Raw genomic sequence first — 15,657 nt, forward strand, 5'->3', positions numbered from 1 at the left:
GCAGCCGCTTTCCTATTTAACCCTTATTGACAAACTCTTCATATCTTTCATCATGGGCCAGCCATGCAGCGTATTTCCGCTTCATGTATTTTTCCGCTTCAGCAAATGTATCGAATGTCTTTTTCTGTTGTTTTCCGTTGATTTCAACAATCCATTCCTCTTCTTCATCTTCATAGATGAATATGTCCTGTTTGTCTCTTGTTGAATATAGGCAACCCTCCGGGGATCCTTTTACATTCAATTGATTCTTATGTGCGTCTCGTTTAAGGGGCTCGGCATTGAAGGTCTTTTCGACATATTGGCTATATGCCTTTTCGGACATCGTACAACCGGCGGCTTTTTGGTGGCCGCCACCATCGTACTTGCCAGCAACCTCAGAAACATCTATATCATCGTGGATTGTCCGGAAGCTGATCCTTTTGCTTCCTACCATCAGGATGGCTATATAATCCAGATGTGAGAACTCTTTCGACAGTTCATTTCCCAATTCCGAGTGGTATGACTCTGCATGGACCACACCAGCTGTATGGGGACCGACCGTAGCTTGATAAACTTCTCTTTTTTTCCTGTTTATGTACCGATCCACTCGACTCTCTTCAACATTCAAAAGCGTTTGCTCCACTTCGTCAAAAGTGAAACTTTCAGCCGTGGAAAGCTTATTTGCGATTTTCATTTCGAATTCCTCTATCGGAATCATGAAAAACAGGTCATTCAATCGCTTTGCCGTTGTATTTTTATTGACTTCCCATTCCCAAGTATCATATTGACGGACCAATTCAACGAATTCAGCGACAATGCTAGAAGGTTCCAGCAAATTATTTTCAACTGCATACTGATAGAATAATGATGTGGCTGCCGTCTGTTTACCATCTTCCTGTTCGACCGTTACAGATGCCCAATCATGTTCGTTCAAATGCAACGCTGACTTATGATGGTCGATCAGCAGCGCCTTGCCTCCATCCTCCACAAACTGAGTAATCATTTTTTCATTATCTTCATCAACCGATAGATCAGTAACGATCAATGTATCTTCAATCTTGGCCTGCTCAAGAAATGCGCCTACATTCTGATTAAGGCGACCAATTGAATTATAACTAACCACTACTTCATCACCGAATGCCAGCTTAGCTACAATGCCGCACCCGACTCCATCTAAATCATTATGTGTAAAGAGATGGTACACACAAACCCCTCCTAATAACTAATAAGTTTACTTTTCCCTAAAGACATGAATTTCAATTGCAATCTTTACAATTGTAGCATAATCATATCTGCATATTTTATCATGCTTCCATTACGTGACGCTTTTGTTCGTTTTTTTTTTCGAGGGATTTCCTAATGATTCCTCATTACCCATAATTTATAACAATAAATAATGAAAAAACACATTACTTTGAAATCGGGTATTTCCATTGAAAGAGTATCGGTGAATGTCGAAGAGCGGCATTAGCCAATCGATCAATGGCTATGAACTTTACGAACTTTAAAGAATCGCCAGATGGTTGAAGAAATTTGACTCAATCAGTCCCAAGATCCGGACATCAAAAAAGCCGCAGGAATGTTAATCCCTGCGGCTTCCTTATCTGAAATCACTGTTCTATTAATTTTCCAAGGTTGGCCATCTCAATGGCACTAACCGCAGCTTCATAGCCTTTGTTACCTGATTTTGTTCCAGCACGCTCAATGGCTTGTTCAATATTCTCAGTCGTCAGCAAACCAAAGATAACCGGTACACCTGTTTCCAAAGAAACGGAAGCCATGCCTTTAGCTGCTTCATTGCAGACATAATCATAATGTGAAGTAGCGCCCCTGATTACCGTTCCAAGACCGATTACCGCATCATATTTACCTGTATTCACAAGTTTCTTAGCAATTAACGGAAGTTCAAAAGCACCCGGGACCCACGCGATGTCAACATCATTCTCATCAACTCCATGACGCTTAAGACCATCCAATGCCCCTCCTAAAAGCTTGCTTGTGATAAACTCATTAAATCTTCCTACCACGATTCCTACCTTTAATCCTGATCCGATTAATTGTGCTTCAATAGTTTTCCCCATGTCCAATTCCTCCTAATTTTTAAAAACAATAATTTTTTTTCATGTTAAGATTTCATTCCTTATAAATCCTTTAAGCTTTCGGGATGTTCAGTTCAAGTTCCTGTTTCCCGATTGGATCATTATGTTGAAGATACCGAATCAAATCGGCTATCGTAATGAACTTCAGATTGAATTTATCAGCGATGACTTCTAAATCGGATACGCGGGCCATCGATCCATCTTCATTCATGATTTCACAAATGACACCAGCTGGAGCGGCACCGCATAACTTCGCCAAGTCCACCGATGCCTCTGTATGTCCTGCCCTCCTTAATACGCCGCCTTCTTTTGCGACTATCGGAAAAGTGTGACCAGGCCTTTGAAAATCTTCAGCGACCGAATCTTCATTAAGAAGCTCAAGGATGGTCAAGGACCTTTCGAAAGCACTGATTCCTGTAGAAGTGCTTTTATGATCGACACTTACCGTAAAAGCAGTGCCATGATGATCGGTATTTTCTCCTACCATAGGATGCAGTTTCAATTTTGCTGCCAGTTGTTCAGTGATGGTCGTACAAATCAAACCACGTCCATGAGTCGCCATGAAATTAATCGCTTCCGGTGTCGCCTTTTCGGCCAACACTACAAAATCCCCTTCATTTTCACGGTCTTCATCATCGGATACGATTACTACCTTGCCAGCCTTCAAATCTTCTATTGCTTCTTCTATTGTATGGAACATCATTACACCGCCCTTTTATTAGAATCCATGCTCTGCCAAAAACTCTAAATTCAGTCCTGGTTTTGGATTGCCATTTTTCATTTGATGTATTATATATTTCCCTATCATGTCGTTTTCGATGTTAACGATATCGCCAGCCGCTTTTTGTCCCAATATGGTGTCCTGATGAGTCAATGGAATCAATGATACCGTCAAAAGGTTCCTTTCAATCCCGAATATCGTCAAGCTCGTCCCATCAATGGCCACGGAACCTTTTGGAATGCAAAAGGCACTAAGCCCCTCTTCCAATTGGATTACATAATATACGGCATTTTCTTTCCGTTCTTTTTTTATGATCGTTCCGGTTCCATCGATATGACCTGAAACAAAATGGCCGCCAAACCTTCCCTGTGCACTCATGGCTCGTTCGAGATTCACAGGTGATCCCAATTTTAACGTCCGGATCGAGGAAGCTTTGACCGTTTCCGGCATCACGTCGACCGTAAATAAACTTTTCGTGAAGGACGTTACCGTTAAGCAGACTCCGTTGACTGAAATACTATCCCCCAGATGCACATCTTCAAGGATCTTTTCAGAACGAATCGATAACTCCATACTGCTTTTTCCTTTTTTCAAGGAATGTACGGTACCGATATCCTCAATGATTCCCGTAAACATGTTTTTCCCCCTTTTATAAAATATAAAAAACCCCTTAGGATGACCTAAGGAGTTAGCAGGAGAAATGAGTGAAAAAAATTGTATACTTAACAAGCCCAATTTTTTCATTTTTGAAAAATTAGGCGTACGTATACACTTGGGTTCCACACGTCCTTCTCCCATCCAGACTGTACTGTCGGCTTTGGAATCTCACCAAATCCTGCCTTTATCAGGCTCGCGGGCTTAGAATTTCTTCATCACCGCCGGTTGGGATTTTCACCCGACCCCGAAGGACTAAATTAATATGAATCTTTGAATATTTTATCACCATAAAGTGAAGATGTAAAATTTCTAACCTTAAATGGTTCAATTGTTACAGGAACTTCCTATCTTTATGTAAAAATGGTCCCCATTAACCCCAATGTGCTTCAAATAGGTTAACCAGGCTAAATATGTGGAATAGGGTTAGAGGTTCACAATACAAATAAGGAGGAAGATCATGCTTATTTCCATCATTAACTTGATATTCTACCTGTTCGTCGTCACGATGAATTTTCTAGCCAATTTCCTGCCATTGAACGACCAAACATCAGGAGAGAGTTCCGATAAACTGGATGTCCTTTTCACTCCTGCAGGTTATGTATTTTCCATATGGGGCTTGATCTATTTCCTGCTTGCCATCTGGGTCTTCAGGCAGTTTTTAAGTAAATATCAAAACAGCCCTGCTTATAAGGCATCCTTCCCTTGGTTCGCTTTAAGCTGTATCCTGAATGGAGCTTGGCTTTTAGCTTGGCACTATGAACACTTTTTGTTATCCGTATTCATCATCATTGCTCTTTTTGCTACTTTAATGGTCATTTATACAAGCATAAAAAAAGTGGAACACACTACTTTCGACCTATTTCCATTCTCCGTTTATACAGGCTGGGTAAGTGTTGCAACGATCGCTGACATTTCTTATTACCTCACCTATATCAAATGGGACGGTTTTGGGGTTTCCGGATTTACCTGGACGATTGTCCTGCTGATTGCAGCAACAATCCTGGCTTTTGTCTTTGCAGGTAAAAACCGGGATTGGTTCTATCCTCTCGTATTCGTTTGGGCGTTCATAGGCATCGGGATACGAAATAGCGACGCCTATCCGGTAATCACAGACATTTCTTATATCCTGGCTGCCATCACTTTTATCGTATCCATCACCATCTTCATTAAAAATAGAAAGAATTAAATAAGGATATGGTACCCTATAATGCTTGCTGAAGATCTTGCCATACATCCTGCCAAGCTTCAAGGCCAACTGAGAGACGGACCAGTTGGTTACTGATGCCCATTTGTTCCCGTGAATCTTCAGGAACGGCAGAGTGCGTCATGGTAGCGGGATGCTGGATCAATGTTTCGGTATCCCCTAGACTTACAGCAATTTTGATAAGTTTCAATTTATTGAGGAATACCTGTGCATCCTGTTTTGTGCCATATAATTCGAAAGAGATAAGGCCGCCACCATGTTTCATCTGTTCTTGCATGATATAATGATCCGGTGAAGCAGCATCACCTGGATAATATACCTTTTTCACCTTTGGATGTTTCTTAAGTTCATGAAAGATTGCCATTGCATTGGCCGAATGACGGTCCATCCTGACGGGCAACGTCTTTAACCCCCGCAATAGTAGCCAGGCGTCGAATGGTGAAATGATTCCACCGATATCTTTCTGTGTAGTCCCGGCTACATGATTCATGAATTCCTTTTTACCGACGACAAGTCCCGCAACGACATCCCCATGCCCGCAAAGATATTTCGTTGCGCTATGAAGGACGATATCACAGCCATATTCAAGCGGTCTCTGCAGGTAGGGCGTCGAAAACGTATTATCGACTACGACCGTCACATTATATTCCTTCGCAACCCTTACCACCATCCGTAAGTCAATCATTTTCATAGTCGGATTGATCGGGGTTTCTACATAGATGCAGGTCGTTTCCGGACGGATCATTTTCCTAACCTGTTCTTCTGTATCCATTTCACAAAAATCATGAGTGATCCGGTATTTATTTTTCATTAGCTGCAGAAGGCCAAATGTACAACCATATAACCCCTGTGAGCAGAGGATGTGATCACCTGTTTTAGTTAAAGCAAAAAGGACTGCTGAAACGGCAGCCATGCCTGAACCGAAAGCAAGGCCAGCTTCCCCGCCTTCCAGAGCGGCAATCTTTTCTTCAAGCACTTGTACCGTTGGATTTCCAAGGCGAGAATAAATATATCCTTCTTCCATACCGGCAAAACGCCTCTCCCCTTGCTCGGCATTTTCGAAAGTGAATGTTGACGTCTGGAATAAAGGTGTTGCCAAGCTTCCCAAATGCTTCTTCGAGTCATATCCTTCATGGATGACCGCCGTTTCAAATTCTTTATACTTTCTTGTCATACCGTCTCCTCCTAACCTATATCTATTGCTATCATATGACAAAAACCCGTATAAAGGAAGCGTTTTCATTCATGACCATTACCCATAAATGAACACTGAATTTAGTAAAAATAATATGGTTTCTGTTCAGCAGGAATCTGCAAATTGAGAAACTCTTTTAAAAAAAGGGACAGCCGCCATGGCCGTCCCTTTTTGCGAATCATTCTTCGACTACGATGTTTCCACCATAGAAGGTTACTTTCGTTAGTGGAATCTCCAGTTCACGAGCCATTTTTTTCAACTCTCGCTCTTCTCTTTCCGTTACGATTGAAATGACCGTGCCATCTGCACCTGCACGCCCAGTTCTACCAGATCTATGGATATATTGTTCGATGTTGTCAGCCATATCAATATGGACTACTGCAGTAAGACCTTTAATATCAAGCCCCCTTGCCGCTACATCCGTTGCTATCAGCATCGGGGATTTTCCGGAACGAAGCTTGCGCAGTGCTTTCTCCCTGTCGACTTTATTGGATTCACCGTGAAGCACGCCCATTTCAATCCCTTTATAACTCAGCTTTTCATGTAAGACGCTAAGCTCCGCAATATCATTCAGGAAGGCAAGTGCCTTCACATTTTTAAGTCTTGTGATTTTCTCGAGAATCTTGGACTTTTCCCGTCTCTCAACAACAAAGTAAAGATGGTCCACCTTGGATTCCATTTTTTCATTTTTATCGACCTTAATCATTTCGGGTTCATTCATGAATCCCCTGGCCACTTTTTCCGTTTCCTCTGGCAGGGTTGCTGAAAACACCATGATTTGCCGATCTTTTAATGTTGTTTTGATAATATTATTGATCGTTCCCATATGCTCTGGAATGATCAATTGGTCACCTTCATCAAGTACTATCGTCTTAACTTCATGCATCTTCAGTTTCTTTTGGGCAATCAATTCGTAAATCCGCCCCGGTGTTCCAGCAATCACTTGTGGACGCTTCTTCAGTTTGTCCAACTGCCTTTTCACATTAGCACCGCCGATGAATGCTGCACCCGTAATGCCGCTTCCCTCTGACCAAATGCGAATTTCTTCATTGATCTGCATGACCAGTTCCCGTGATGATGCCAGAATCAAAGCCTGGGGCGATTTTTTTTCAGGATCAACCTTTTCCAGCAATGGCAGTAAATATGCCAATGTTTTTCCTGTACCTGTCGGTGATTCGGCCATGATATCCTTTCCCTCGACAATCACGGGGATCGCTTTCGTTTGTATCGGGGTAAGTTGTCCGAATCCGGACTTTTTCCAGGCTTCTTGTATATATGGTTTTCTATCGTTTATTAATGCAGGTAATTCGCTCATATCGTTCTCCTTTAATATAAAACTTTTCCTATCCTTCATAGTACCATTTATTCTTGTCCAGTAGCTAACGGAATACGAATTGTAACCGTCGTCCCTTTGTTTATCTCACTTTCAAAGTCCATTTCCCCCTGAAGGCGATGAACGATTTTCCGGCAAATTGCAAGCCCGATCCCTGACCCTTTTTCCTTCGTCGAGTAAAAAGGCTCACCAATACGTTCAAGGCGCTCGGGCCCCATTCCCATGCCATTATCACTCAAGCTGACTACAGCATGTCCATCGATGATTTGCAGCGATATATCAATTTCCCCATTATCTTCAATCGCCTCAATGCTATTCTTGACGATATTGATTACCAACTGTTTAAGTTCAATTGAATCAGCCATGATATAAATCGGTTCGGCGGTTTTAATCCTTAGCCCCATTTCGATATTATTCAAATTCGTTTCTGCTTTCATCAACGTGAATACCTGTTGTAAACTGTCGGCAAGATCGATCCTGCAGAATGCGACATCCTGTTTCTTCCCGAGAACCAAAAGTTCACTTGAGATAATATTGATTCGGTCAATTTCCTTCAACATGATATCAGAATGCAGCGGATTCACTTCCTGGGTCATATCCATTAACTGTACGAATCCTTTTAAAGATGTCAGCGGATTCCTTATCTCATGTGCGACGGCCGCAGCCAGATGTCCGATAACAGATAGCTTTTCAGACATGATCATCAATTCCTCTTCGCGCCGCAATTCGGTAATATCCCTAACGATTGCATATACTCCAAGCATTTCCGAGTGGACGATGATCGGCAAAAAAGTTACACGGATTATCCGTTGTTCATCACTGCTATTCTGAATGGTCGTTTCGAATTTCACAGCTTCCCCTTGAAGGGACTGTAGAAAGAATTCAGCTACTTTATCACTTTCATTCCAGTTGATAAGATGATTCGCATTCTTGCCTTTTAAATTGTCACTATGATGACCTAACAGTTTTTCCGCTTCCGGGTTTATCGAAACGACATTTCCTTCGAGATTCAGCTCAAGGACACAATCCGGGTTATGCTTGAACAGCGACCGATACTGTTCATCCTTCAGAATGAATTCCTGTTGGGACCTCAGCATCTTCCCCGTCCAATACCTGATTATGAAGTACAGGAAAAGTCCGGTTATGAATATGAACATCCACCCTTTGGAATGTTGAAACATTGCATATATCTGAACATCTGACCTTGCCTGCGTCATAGAGATGTAATCCGTAATGATAATCCATAAGACCCCAATGAATATATATATAAAAGCCACTTTACATGCAATTTTATGAGATTGGTTCATATTTTTTCCTTTGTATTGTTTTTTGGTTTATTATTCCCAAATCACTCAAAAAAAGCCCTCATGTTTTCAACATAAGGACTCTATCGATATTGTAACATATATATAGTAATCATTGTTTTATATCGTAAAAAAATCCAGCAGCATTACTACTGGATTTTCAATAAATCAAGAGAGGTCTTTAATGGCTTGATTGAATTCTTCTTCGATATCTTTTGTAGGCTTGGCCGTTAATAAACTGAAAACGACAACCGCTATTGAACCAGCGATGAAACCAGGAATGATTTCGTATATTTCAGCAAACTTATCGATCATATCCCAGACGATCACGGTTGCCGTACCGACAATCATCCCCGCCAAGGCTCCCCATTTCGTCATCCGTTTCCAGTACAGGCTTAACAAAATGACAGGACCGAATGCCGCTCCAAAACCAGCCCATGCATAACCAACCAATTTAAGAATCGTACCGCTTGGATTAAAAGCCAATAATAGGGCAATGGCAGATATCGCCAACACACCAAACCGACCTACCAGCACTAATTCCTTATCAGATGCGTTCGGCCGGATGAACTGCTTATAGAAATCATCTGTCAGAGCACTTGCCGATACTAACAGCTGTGATGCAATCGTACTCATGACCGCTGCTAAAATCGCAGCCAACAAGAAGCCTGTAATTAAAGATGGAAACAGTTCTTTAGCTAATATGATGAAGACGGACTCAGCATTCCTATCCCCTAATGGACTATTTGTCAGGTTAAAGTATGCTATCCCCACCAAACCGGTGAACATCGCTCCGACGATAGCAAAAATCATCCATCCCATACCGATTCGCCGTGCACTTTTCAATTCTTTAACAGATGAAACCGCCATGAATCGAACGATTATATGAGGCTGCCCAAAATAACCAAGCCCCCATGCCAGAAGAGATATGATGCCAATGGTTGATGTTCCATCAAAAACATGCAATAATTTCGGGTTAATCGATTTTATTTCATTGAAGGTAGGATCCCATCCCCCAATATTTACAATCGTGACAAATGGTACTAAAATCAAGGCAATGAACATGATTGTACCTTGTACGAAGTCCGTCCAGCTGACAGCCAGGAATCCGCCAAATAAAGTATAAAGGATAACAACGCTTGCCGTCAGCCAGATACCCCACCGGTAATCTAAATTGAAAGCCGTACGGAAAAGCTCACCGCCTGCCACCATGCCTGAAGAGGTATAAAAGGTGAAGAAAATTAAAATGACCGATGCTGATACCACTTTTAAGACCCGGGAGCCATCTTTAAATCGATTTCCCAAAAAGTCGGGAATCGTTATCGAATTGCCGGCAATTTCCGTATATGTCCGAAGTCTTGGTGCCACGAATAACCAGTTTAAATAAGAGCCTGCACACAGGCCGATGACAATCCAGCCAGCACTCAACCCGCTTATGTACATCGCACCAGGAAGCCCCATCAACAGCCAGCCACTCATATCGGAAGCCCCTGCACTCAATGCCGTTACAGCCGGGCCCAAATTCCGTCCGCCAAGCATGTAATCGGTTAAGTTAGCCGTTTTCCGATAGGCCAAATAACCAATTAAAAGCATACCTGCCATGTATATTGCAATTGATATTATAATTCCATATTCCAAAAATGAGTCCTCCTATTTATAGGTTAATTTTCATCTTGTAAGCTTATCAGAAAAAAAAACATATGTTAAGAAGTTCTTGCACCTTTCAACGATTTCACTTTCAATATAAGTAAGAAAATTCATTTTATTAGAATAAATCATTTAGGAGGAATACGCCATGCAATCCTATATCAATCAGCCGGATGGGGTCTTTCCCTCAGTTTGTTCTCTTGACTGCCCAGATCAATGCGGTTTACTGCTGCACAAAAAAGATGGGAAAATCATTAAAGTTCAAGGAGACCCCGATCATCCAGTCACAAAAGGGAATATTTGCAACAAAGTCCGCAACATGACTGCCCGCCTATATGATCCCAATCGCTTAAAACAGCCATTAAAGCGCATCGGTCCGAAAGGAAAAGGGAATTTCGTTCCAATCAGCTGGGAAGAGGCCATCGACACAATCACTTCCAAATGGAAAGACTTGATCGAAACGCATGGACCGGAAAGTATACTTCCTTACAGCTTTTACGGAAACATGGGCAACCTCAGCGCCGAGGGGATGGATCGCCGCTTTTTCCACAAACTCGGCGCAAGCATGCTCGAGCGTTCCATCTGTAATGCGGCAGGCTCAGTCGGATACAGCTATACAATGGGTGGTTCTTTCGGCATCGATCCAGAAGAAACGATTCATACGAAGCTATTCATCATGTGGGGCATTAACGCTGTGAGCACAAATATGCACCAAGTGACGCTTGCCCAGCAAGCCCGAAAAAACGGGGCCAAAGTAGTTGTCATTGACGTTCATAAAAACCAAACCGGCAAGTGGGCAGATTGGTTCATTCCGATTCTGCCTGGCACCGATAGTGCACTTGCCCTGGGATTAATGCATATTCTTTATGCCGAGAATCTAGTCGACCAGCCCTTTCTCGATGAATACACAGTGGGTGCTGCTGAATTGCGCGAACATGTCCGCCAATATGACCCTGCGACCGTCTCCGCGATAACTGGCGTTCCCATTGATGACTTATATGAACTTGCCAGGATGTATGGCACCACAAGCCCATCATTCGTTCGGATAGGCAATGGCCTGCAGCACCATGACAATGGAGGCATGGCGGTACGTACCATTGCCTGCCTGCCTGCCCTAACCGGCCAATGGATGGAAGAAGGCGGCGGAGCCATCAAAGGTAATTCAGGATATCTGGCCTTTAATATAAATGCCTTAAGACGTCCTGATTTATTGCATAATAAAGCTACCCGGACCATTAATATGAACCAAATCGGCCAAGCTCTTATGGAAAAAGAAAACCCGATTCGCTCCATGTTTGTATACGGCTCCAACCCAGCACTTGTCGCTCCAAATGCAAATAAGGTGCAGGAAGGTCTAATGCGGGAAGATCTATTCACAGTGGTCCATGATCTATTCTTAACCGAAACGGCCATATTTGCCGACCTCGTCCTTCCTGCCACGTCATCTTATGAAACGGAGGATTTTTATAATTCATATTGGCATAATTACGTCCAAATACAAAAACCAGTAGTCGAAAAATATGGCGAATCGAAATCGAATGTTGAATTGTTCAAACTGTTGGCTGCTGGGATGGGATTTGGGGAACAAGCATTTAGAGATTCAGAGGAAGATATGATACGGCAGGCTCTGGATTTTCCCGACAACCCGCATTTGGAAGGCATCACCTATGACTCCCTTTCAAGGAATCAATTTGTCAAAGCCAAAATGCAGCCGATGTTCCCAGGCAAACTCCCGACACCAAGCGGTAAAATCGAACTTTATTCCGAACGGATGAAGCGGGATGGATACGAGCCATTGCCCACATATACGCCAATCATAAAAGACAGCGATCTGCCATTTTTATTCATTCCGGCACCTAATCACAATTTCTTGAATTCAACCTTTTCAAATAATGCCAAACATATCTCCATGGAAAAGGAACCGAAACTGCACATGAATGCCGCTGATGCCAAAACAATGGGGATCGCCGCCGGAGATATGGTTAGAATCTGGAACGGTCGCGGTGAATGCTTGCTTACCGCTGCTCCCGGTGAAAATGTGTTACAAGGCGTTCTTGTCAGCCAAGGCTTGTGGCAGAATACGCCCGAAACAAAGCAACACATCAATTCCCTTACCCCAGATCGCCTCTCGGATATGGGTAATGGCGCCGTTTTCTTTTCAGGACGGGTTGATCTGGAAAAAGTCCAACAATAGTAAAGAAATGTTTAGCAATCTTTGAATATATCTGCGGCTTTCGGCTTTTTATCTCCGTTGCCGGATTATATATCTGCGATTCTCGAATTTTATCTGCGATTCCATATAAAAAGGCTGTTCCCAAGGAACAGCCTTTTTTCGTCAAGCTAATTACTCTTCATCAAACCAGCCTGTTGGCTGGATATCCAAGTTGTTATTGATTTGCTTCACTTCGGTGTAAGCTTCGTAACCGAAAGTTCCCAGTTCGCGTCCATTTCCACTTTGTTTGAACCCTCCCCAAGGAGCTTCGTTATAAGTCGGATGATATGAGTTTATCCATGTGATGCCGGCACGCACTTTTTTAATGACACGGTACGCTTTTGAGATATCATTCGTGAACACCGCTCCCGCTAAACCATATTTCGTATCATTGGCAAGTCGAAGAGCTTCCGCTTCATCCTTGAACTTTTGAACGACAAGCACCGGTCCAAAAATTTCTTCCTGCACAATCCGCATATCCGGTGTCGTATCAACAAAAATAGTAGGTTCGACAAAGTAACCTTTATCCATGCCTTCTTCTTTAATTCGATTTCCACCGACGATTAATTTGGCACCTTCTTCTTTTCCGATTTGGATATACGATAATATTTTGTTCATATGGGCTTCTGAAACGATAGGTCCCATCTGGCTATTTTCATCTGAACCTGAACCTACTTTGATTTTTTTCGCCTTCGCAGTAAGACTTGCAATGAACTGATCGTAAATGGACTCTTCCAATAGTAAACGGGAGCCTGCTGAGCACACTTGTCCTTGATTACAAAAAATCCCGTATAGAGCATAATCAACTGCAGTCTCAAAGTCAGAATCCGCAAATACGATATTAGGCGATTTGCCGCCGAGCTCCAATGTGACTTTCTTTAGGTTACCCAGCGAAGCCTCCATGATCTTACGTCCTGTTGCCGTGCCTCCTGTAAAGGCTACTTTATCGATTTCCTCATGCTCTGCAATGGCTTGCCCTACAACTGGCCCAGCTCCTAACACCAGATTCGCGACACCTTTTGGCAATCCTACCTCATCCATGATTTCAAATAGTTTGACCGCCGTCACCGGAGTGATCTCAGATGGTTTGAACACAACGGAGTTTCCTGCTGCAAGCGCCGGAGCAAGTTTCCAGGCTGACATCATTAGCGGGAAATTCCAAGGAACGATCTGCCCGCATACACCGATCGGTTCCCTTACGACCATCGCTTGCTGGCCGTCAGGAACTTCAAAAGTCTGACCTGTCGGTTTTGTGGCCAATCCTGCATAATATCTAAAACATGCTGCCGAATCAGCTATATCAAAACGAGCCTCACGCAATGGTTTTCCATTATCCAATGTTTCCAACGCAGCTAGTTCTTCAGCTTTTTCTTCTATTTTGTCGGCTATTTTGAATAAAATGCGAGCTCTTTCGACGGCAGGAGTTCCCCACCAACCACCTTCATAGAAAGCAAATTTTGCTGCCTCGACCGCTGCATCCACATCTTCCTGTGTTCCTTCCGCTGCTTTGGCAATAACTTCCCCCGTGGCCGGATTCAATACATCCCTCTTCTCACCCGAAGTCGAATTCACCCATTCCCCATTGATGAACATCTTTAAGTCCAATGCTCCCGTTCCTTCTTTTTTCGTATTATTTTGCAAAGTTTCCTGCATGTAATTTCCTCCTCTTTTTTAAGTTATCTACCTATATATAAATATGAGCAAGATTCATGCCAGTTTGAAATTTTAGGTAACTCACGTTTTTTTGCCCTTTCCTGCCTTATTTAAATTCAGTCGTGAATTACCTATTCATTTTTGCATAACTCATAGGCAAAACTCTTCCAAGTTTCATAGAAAAAAGAGATGAGCTGCTGCTCACCTCTTTTCTGATCAATTCCGATTAATGATGACCAATTTCATTTCCGTCATCTCTTCAATGGCATATTTCAACCCTTCGCGCCCAGTCCCGCTTTTTTTGACTCCGCCATATGGCATGTTGTCAACACGGTAAGTTGGGATATCATTAATGATAACACCGCCGACTTCCAATTTTTCTGCGGCAGAAAGAGCTAGATTGATATTTTCTGTGTAAATCCCGGCCTGCAATCCGAATTCGGAATCATTGACAAAGTCAATTGCTTCCTCAACGGAAGAAACTTTATTGATCAAAACAATTGGAGCGAAGACCTCCTGGCAAGATACCTTAAGCATTGCATCCACTTCCAGCAACACAGTGGGATGCAGGATATTTCCTTCAGATTTACCTCCTGCTGCAACTATCGCACCGTGTTGTTTAGCTTCACCGATCCAATCCAGGCTTCGCTGTACATCCCCGGCGCTGATCAATGCTGATATATCAACAGATGGGTCCAAAGAATCTCCCAGTTTCAAGCCATTCGTTGCTTCCGTGAATTTTTTGACGAACTCATCATACACCTCTTCATGAACATAAGCTCGCTGTAAGGAAATGCAGACCTGCCCTTGAAAAGCGAATGCTGCCGATACACAGCGTTGGATGATTTTATCGATATCGATCCCTTTATCCACGATGACAGCCGCATTCGAACCTAGTTCAAGACTCACTTTCTTTAACCCTGCCTTATTACGGATCCCGATTCCTACAGCCGGACTTCCAGTGAATGAGATGCTCTTCACCCGTGAATCGGTGACTAATTTATCACCGATTACCGAACCGCTTCCGGTAACTAAATTAAAAGCACCTGCCGGCAAATCCGTTTCGGCCAATAATTCAGCAAGAAATAGTGAAGATAGCGGTGTCTGGCTCGCAGGTTTCAAGACGAGTGTATTTCCGGCAGCAATGGCCGGGCCCACTTTATGGGCAACCAGGTTCATCGGAAAATTAAATGGCGTAATCGCACCCACAACGCCTAGAGGTTCACGGACCGTATATCCTATCCTTCCTTCTCCGTCAGCTGTGGCATCCATCGTCAATGTTTCTCCATGAATCCTTTTTGCTTCCTCTGCTGCAAATTTATATGTGGCAATCGTCCGGGATACTTCAACCATTGCCGTTTTAATAGGTTTCGCTGCCTCTTTTGCAATAATTTCAGCTGCCTCATCTTTGCGGCTTTCCAAAAGGCCCGCAAGCTTTTCAAGTATGGCAGCGCGTTTATGACTAGGTAAAGCTGCCATCGTTTTTCTAGCTTGATAGGCTGATTCTATGGCCAACTCGACATCTTCAAGGCTTGCCGAGGGAATCTCCGCTAGAACTTCCCCGCTATAAGGGGACTTTAGTGTCGTGAACTTCTCAGCTTCTTGCCATTTACCATTAATGTATAATTTCTTTTTCAGCGTTTCCGTCATGAC

The 15,657-nt window shown here is 43.0% G+C and carries 11 protein-coding genes, 1 pseudogene and 1 riboswitch; of the genes and pseudogenes, 2 read left to right on the top strand and 10 right to left on the bottom strand.

Annotated features, from left to right (window positions below):
- Window positions 1–16 precede the first annotated feature (16 nt).
- The 4 genes and pseudogenes from J7I90_RS21520 to ribE form a co-directional block, all read right to left on the bottom strand.
- Window positions 17–1,183, bottom strand: a complete 1,167-nt coding sequence (locus tag J7I90_RS21520) for a DHH family phosphoesterase (protein WP_214773673.1) — start codon at window positions 1,181–1,183, stop codon at window positions 17–19.
- Between the two features lie 406 nt (window positions 1,184–1,589).
- Window positions 1,590–2,060, bottom strand: coding sequence for a 6,7-dimethyl-8-ribityllumazine synthase (gene ribH / locus J7I90_RS21525; RefSeq protein ID WP_048685088.1), 471 nt, complete (start codon window positions 2,058–2,060; stop codon window positions 1,590–1,592).
- Between the two features lie 79 nt (window positions 2,061–2,139).
- A pseudogene (gene ribB / locus J7I90_RS21530) lies at window positions 2,140–2,778 on the bottom strand (3,4-dihydroxy-2-butanone-4-phosphate synthase); the annotation flags it as partial.
- Window positions 2,779–2,796: 18 nt separating this feature from the next.
- A complete protein-coding gene (gene ribE, locus J7I90_RS21535; protein WP_034305702.1) occupies window positions 2,797–3,435 on the bottom strand; it encodes a riboflavin synthase in 639 nt (212 codons plus the stop codon).
- A gap of 146 nt (window positions 3,436–3,581) precedes the next feature.
- Window positions 3,582–3,712: riboswitch (FMN riboswitch) on the bottom strand.
- Between the two features lie 201 nt (window positions 3,713–3,913).
- Between ribE and J7I90_RS21540 the strand changes: the two genes are divergently transcribed.
- Window positions 3,914–4,642 (top strand): TspO/MBR family protein, encoded by a 729-nt coding sequence (locus tag J7I90_RS21540; RefSeq protein WP_214773674.1) that lies wholly within the window; start codon window positions 3,914–3,916, stop codon window positions 4,640–4,642.
- 16 nt (window positions 4,643–4,658) lie between these two features.
- Here J7I90_RS21540 and megL read toward each other — a convergent pair whose 3' ends face one another.
- The 4 genes from megL to putP form a co-directional block, all read right to left on the bottom strand.
- Window positions 4,659–5,834, bottom strand: coding sequence for a methionine gamma-lyase (gene megL, locus J7I90_RS21545; protein WP_214773675.1), 1,176 nt, complete (start codon window positions 5,832–5,834; stop codon window positions 4,659–4,661).
- Window positions 5,835–6,033: 199 nt separating this feature from the next.
- Complete coding sequence (locus J7I90_RS21550; protein WP_214773676.1) at window positions 6,034–7,170, bottom strand: DEAD/DEAH box helicase; 1,137 nt, start codon at window positions 7,168–7,170, stop codon at window positions 6,034–6,036.
- A 47-nt stretch (window positions 7,171–7,217) separates the two neighbouring features.
- Window positions 7,218–8,285 (bottom strand): ATP-binding protein, encoded by a 1,068-nt coding sequence (locus tag J7I90_RS21555; RefSeq protein ID WP_214773677.1) that lies wholly within the window; start codon window positions 8,283–8,285, stop codon window positions 7,218–7,220.
- A 375-nt stretch (window positions 8,286–8,660) separates the two neighbouring features.
- Window positions 8,661–10,130, bottom strand: a complete 1,470-nt coding sequence (gene putP, locus J7I90_RS21560; protein WP_214773678.1) for a sodium/proline symporter PutP — start codon at window positions 10,128–10,130, stop codon at window positions 8,661–8,663.
- Window positions 10,131–10,287: 157 nt separating this feature from the next.
- Here putP and J7I90_RS21565 point away from each other — a divergent pair, with 157 nt between their 5' ends.
- On the top strand, window positions 10,288–12,333 hold the full coding sequence (locus tag J7I90_RS21565; RefSeq protein WP_214773679.1) for a molybdopterin oxidoreductase family protein: 2,046 nt from the start codon (window positions 10,288–10,290) through the stop codon (window positions 12,331–12,333).
- A gap of 150 nt (window positions 12,334–12,483) precedes the next feature.
- Here the strand turns inward: J7I90_RS21565 and J7I90_RS21570 are convergent, their stop codons facing one another.
- Window positions 12,484–14,004 (bottom strand): aldehyde dehydrogenase family protein, encoded by a 1,521-nt coding sequence (locus J7I90_RS21570; protein WP_214773680.1) that lies wholly within the window; start codon window positions 14,002–14,004, stop codon window positions 12,484–12,486.
- A gap of 216 nt (window positions 14,005–14,220) precedes the next feature.
- On the bottom strand, window positions 14,221–15,654 hold the full coding sequence (locus J7I90_RS21575) for an aldehyde dehydrogenase family protein (protein WP_396020042.1): 1,434 nt from the start codon (window positions 15,652–15,654) through the stop codon (window positions 14,221–14,223).
- Window positions 15,655–15,657 lie beyond the last annotated feature (3 nt).

Source organism: Bacillus sp. ISL-57, assembly GCF_018613135.1.
Lineage (GTDB): Bacteria > Bacillota > Bacilli > Bacillales > DSM-1321 > Peribacillus > Peribacillus frigoritolerans.

Bases quoted from the DNA above. Each gene is read 5' to 3' on its own strand.
- ribH (WP_048685088.1), bottom strand. From the start codon at position 2,060: ATGGGGAAAACTATTGAAGCACAATTAATCGGATCAGGATTAAAGGTA.
- ribE (WP_034305702.1), bottom strand. From the start codon at position 3,435: ATGTTTACGGGAATCATTGAGGATATCGGTACCGTACATTCCTTGAAA.
- J7I90_RS21540 (WP_214773674.1), top strand. From the start codon at position 3,914: ATGCTTATTTCCATCATTAACTTGATATTCTACCTGTTCGTCGTCACG.
- megL (WP_214773675.1), bottom strand. From the start codon at position 5,834: ATGACAAGAAAGTATAAAGAATTTGAAACGGCGGTCATCCATGAAGGA.
- J7I90_RS21550 (WP_214773676.1), bottom strand. From the start codon at position 7,170: ATGAGCGAATTACCTGCATTAATAAACGATAGAAAACCATATATACAA.
- J7I90_RS21555 (WP_214773677.1), bottom strand. From the start codon at position 8,285: ATGCTGAGGTCCCAACAGGAATTCATTCTGAAGGATGAACAGTATCGG.
- J7I90_RS21565 (WP_214773679.1), top strand. From the start codon at position 10,288: ATGCAATCCTATATCAATCAGCCGGATGGGGTCTTTCCCTCAGTTTGT.
- J7I90_RS21570 (WP_214773680.1), bottom strand. From the start codon at position 14,004: ATGCAGGAAACTTTGCAAAATAATACGAAAAAAGAAGGAACGGGAGCA.
- J7I90_RS21575 (WP_396020042.1), bottom strand. From the start codon at position 15,654: ATGACGGAAACGCTGAAAAAGAAATTATACATTAATGGTAAATGGCAA.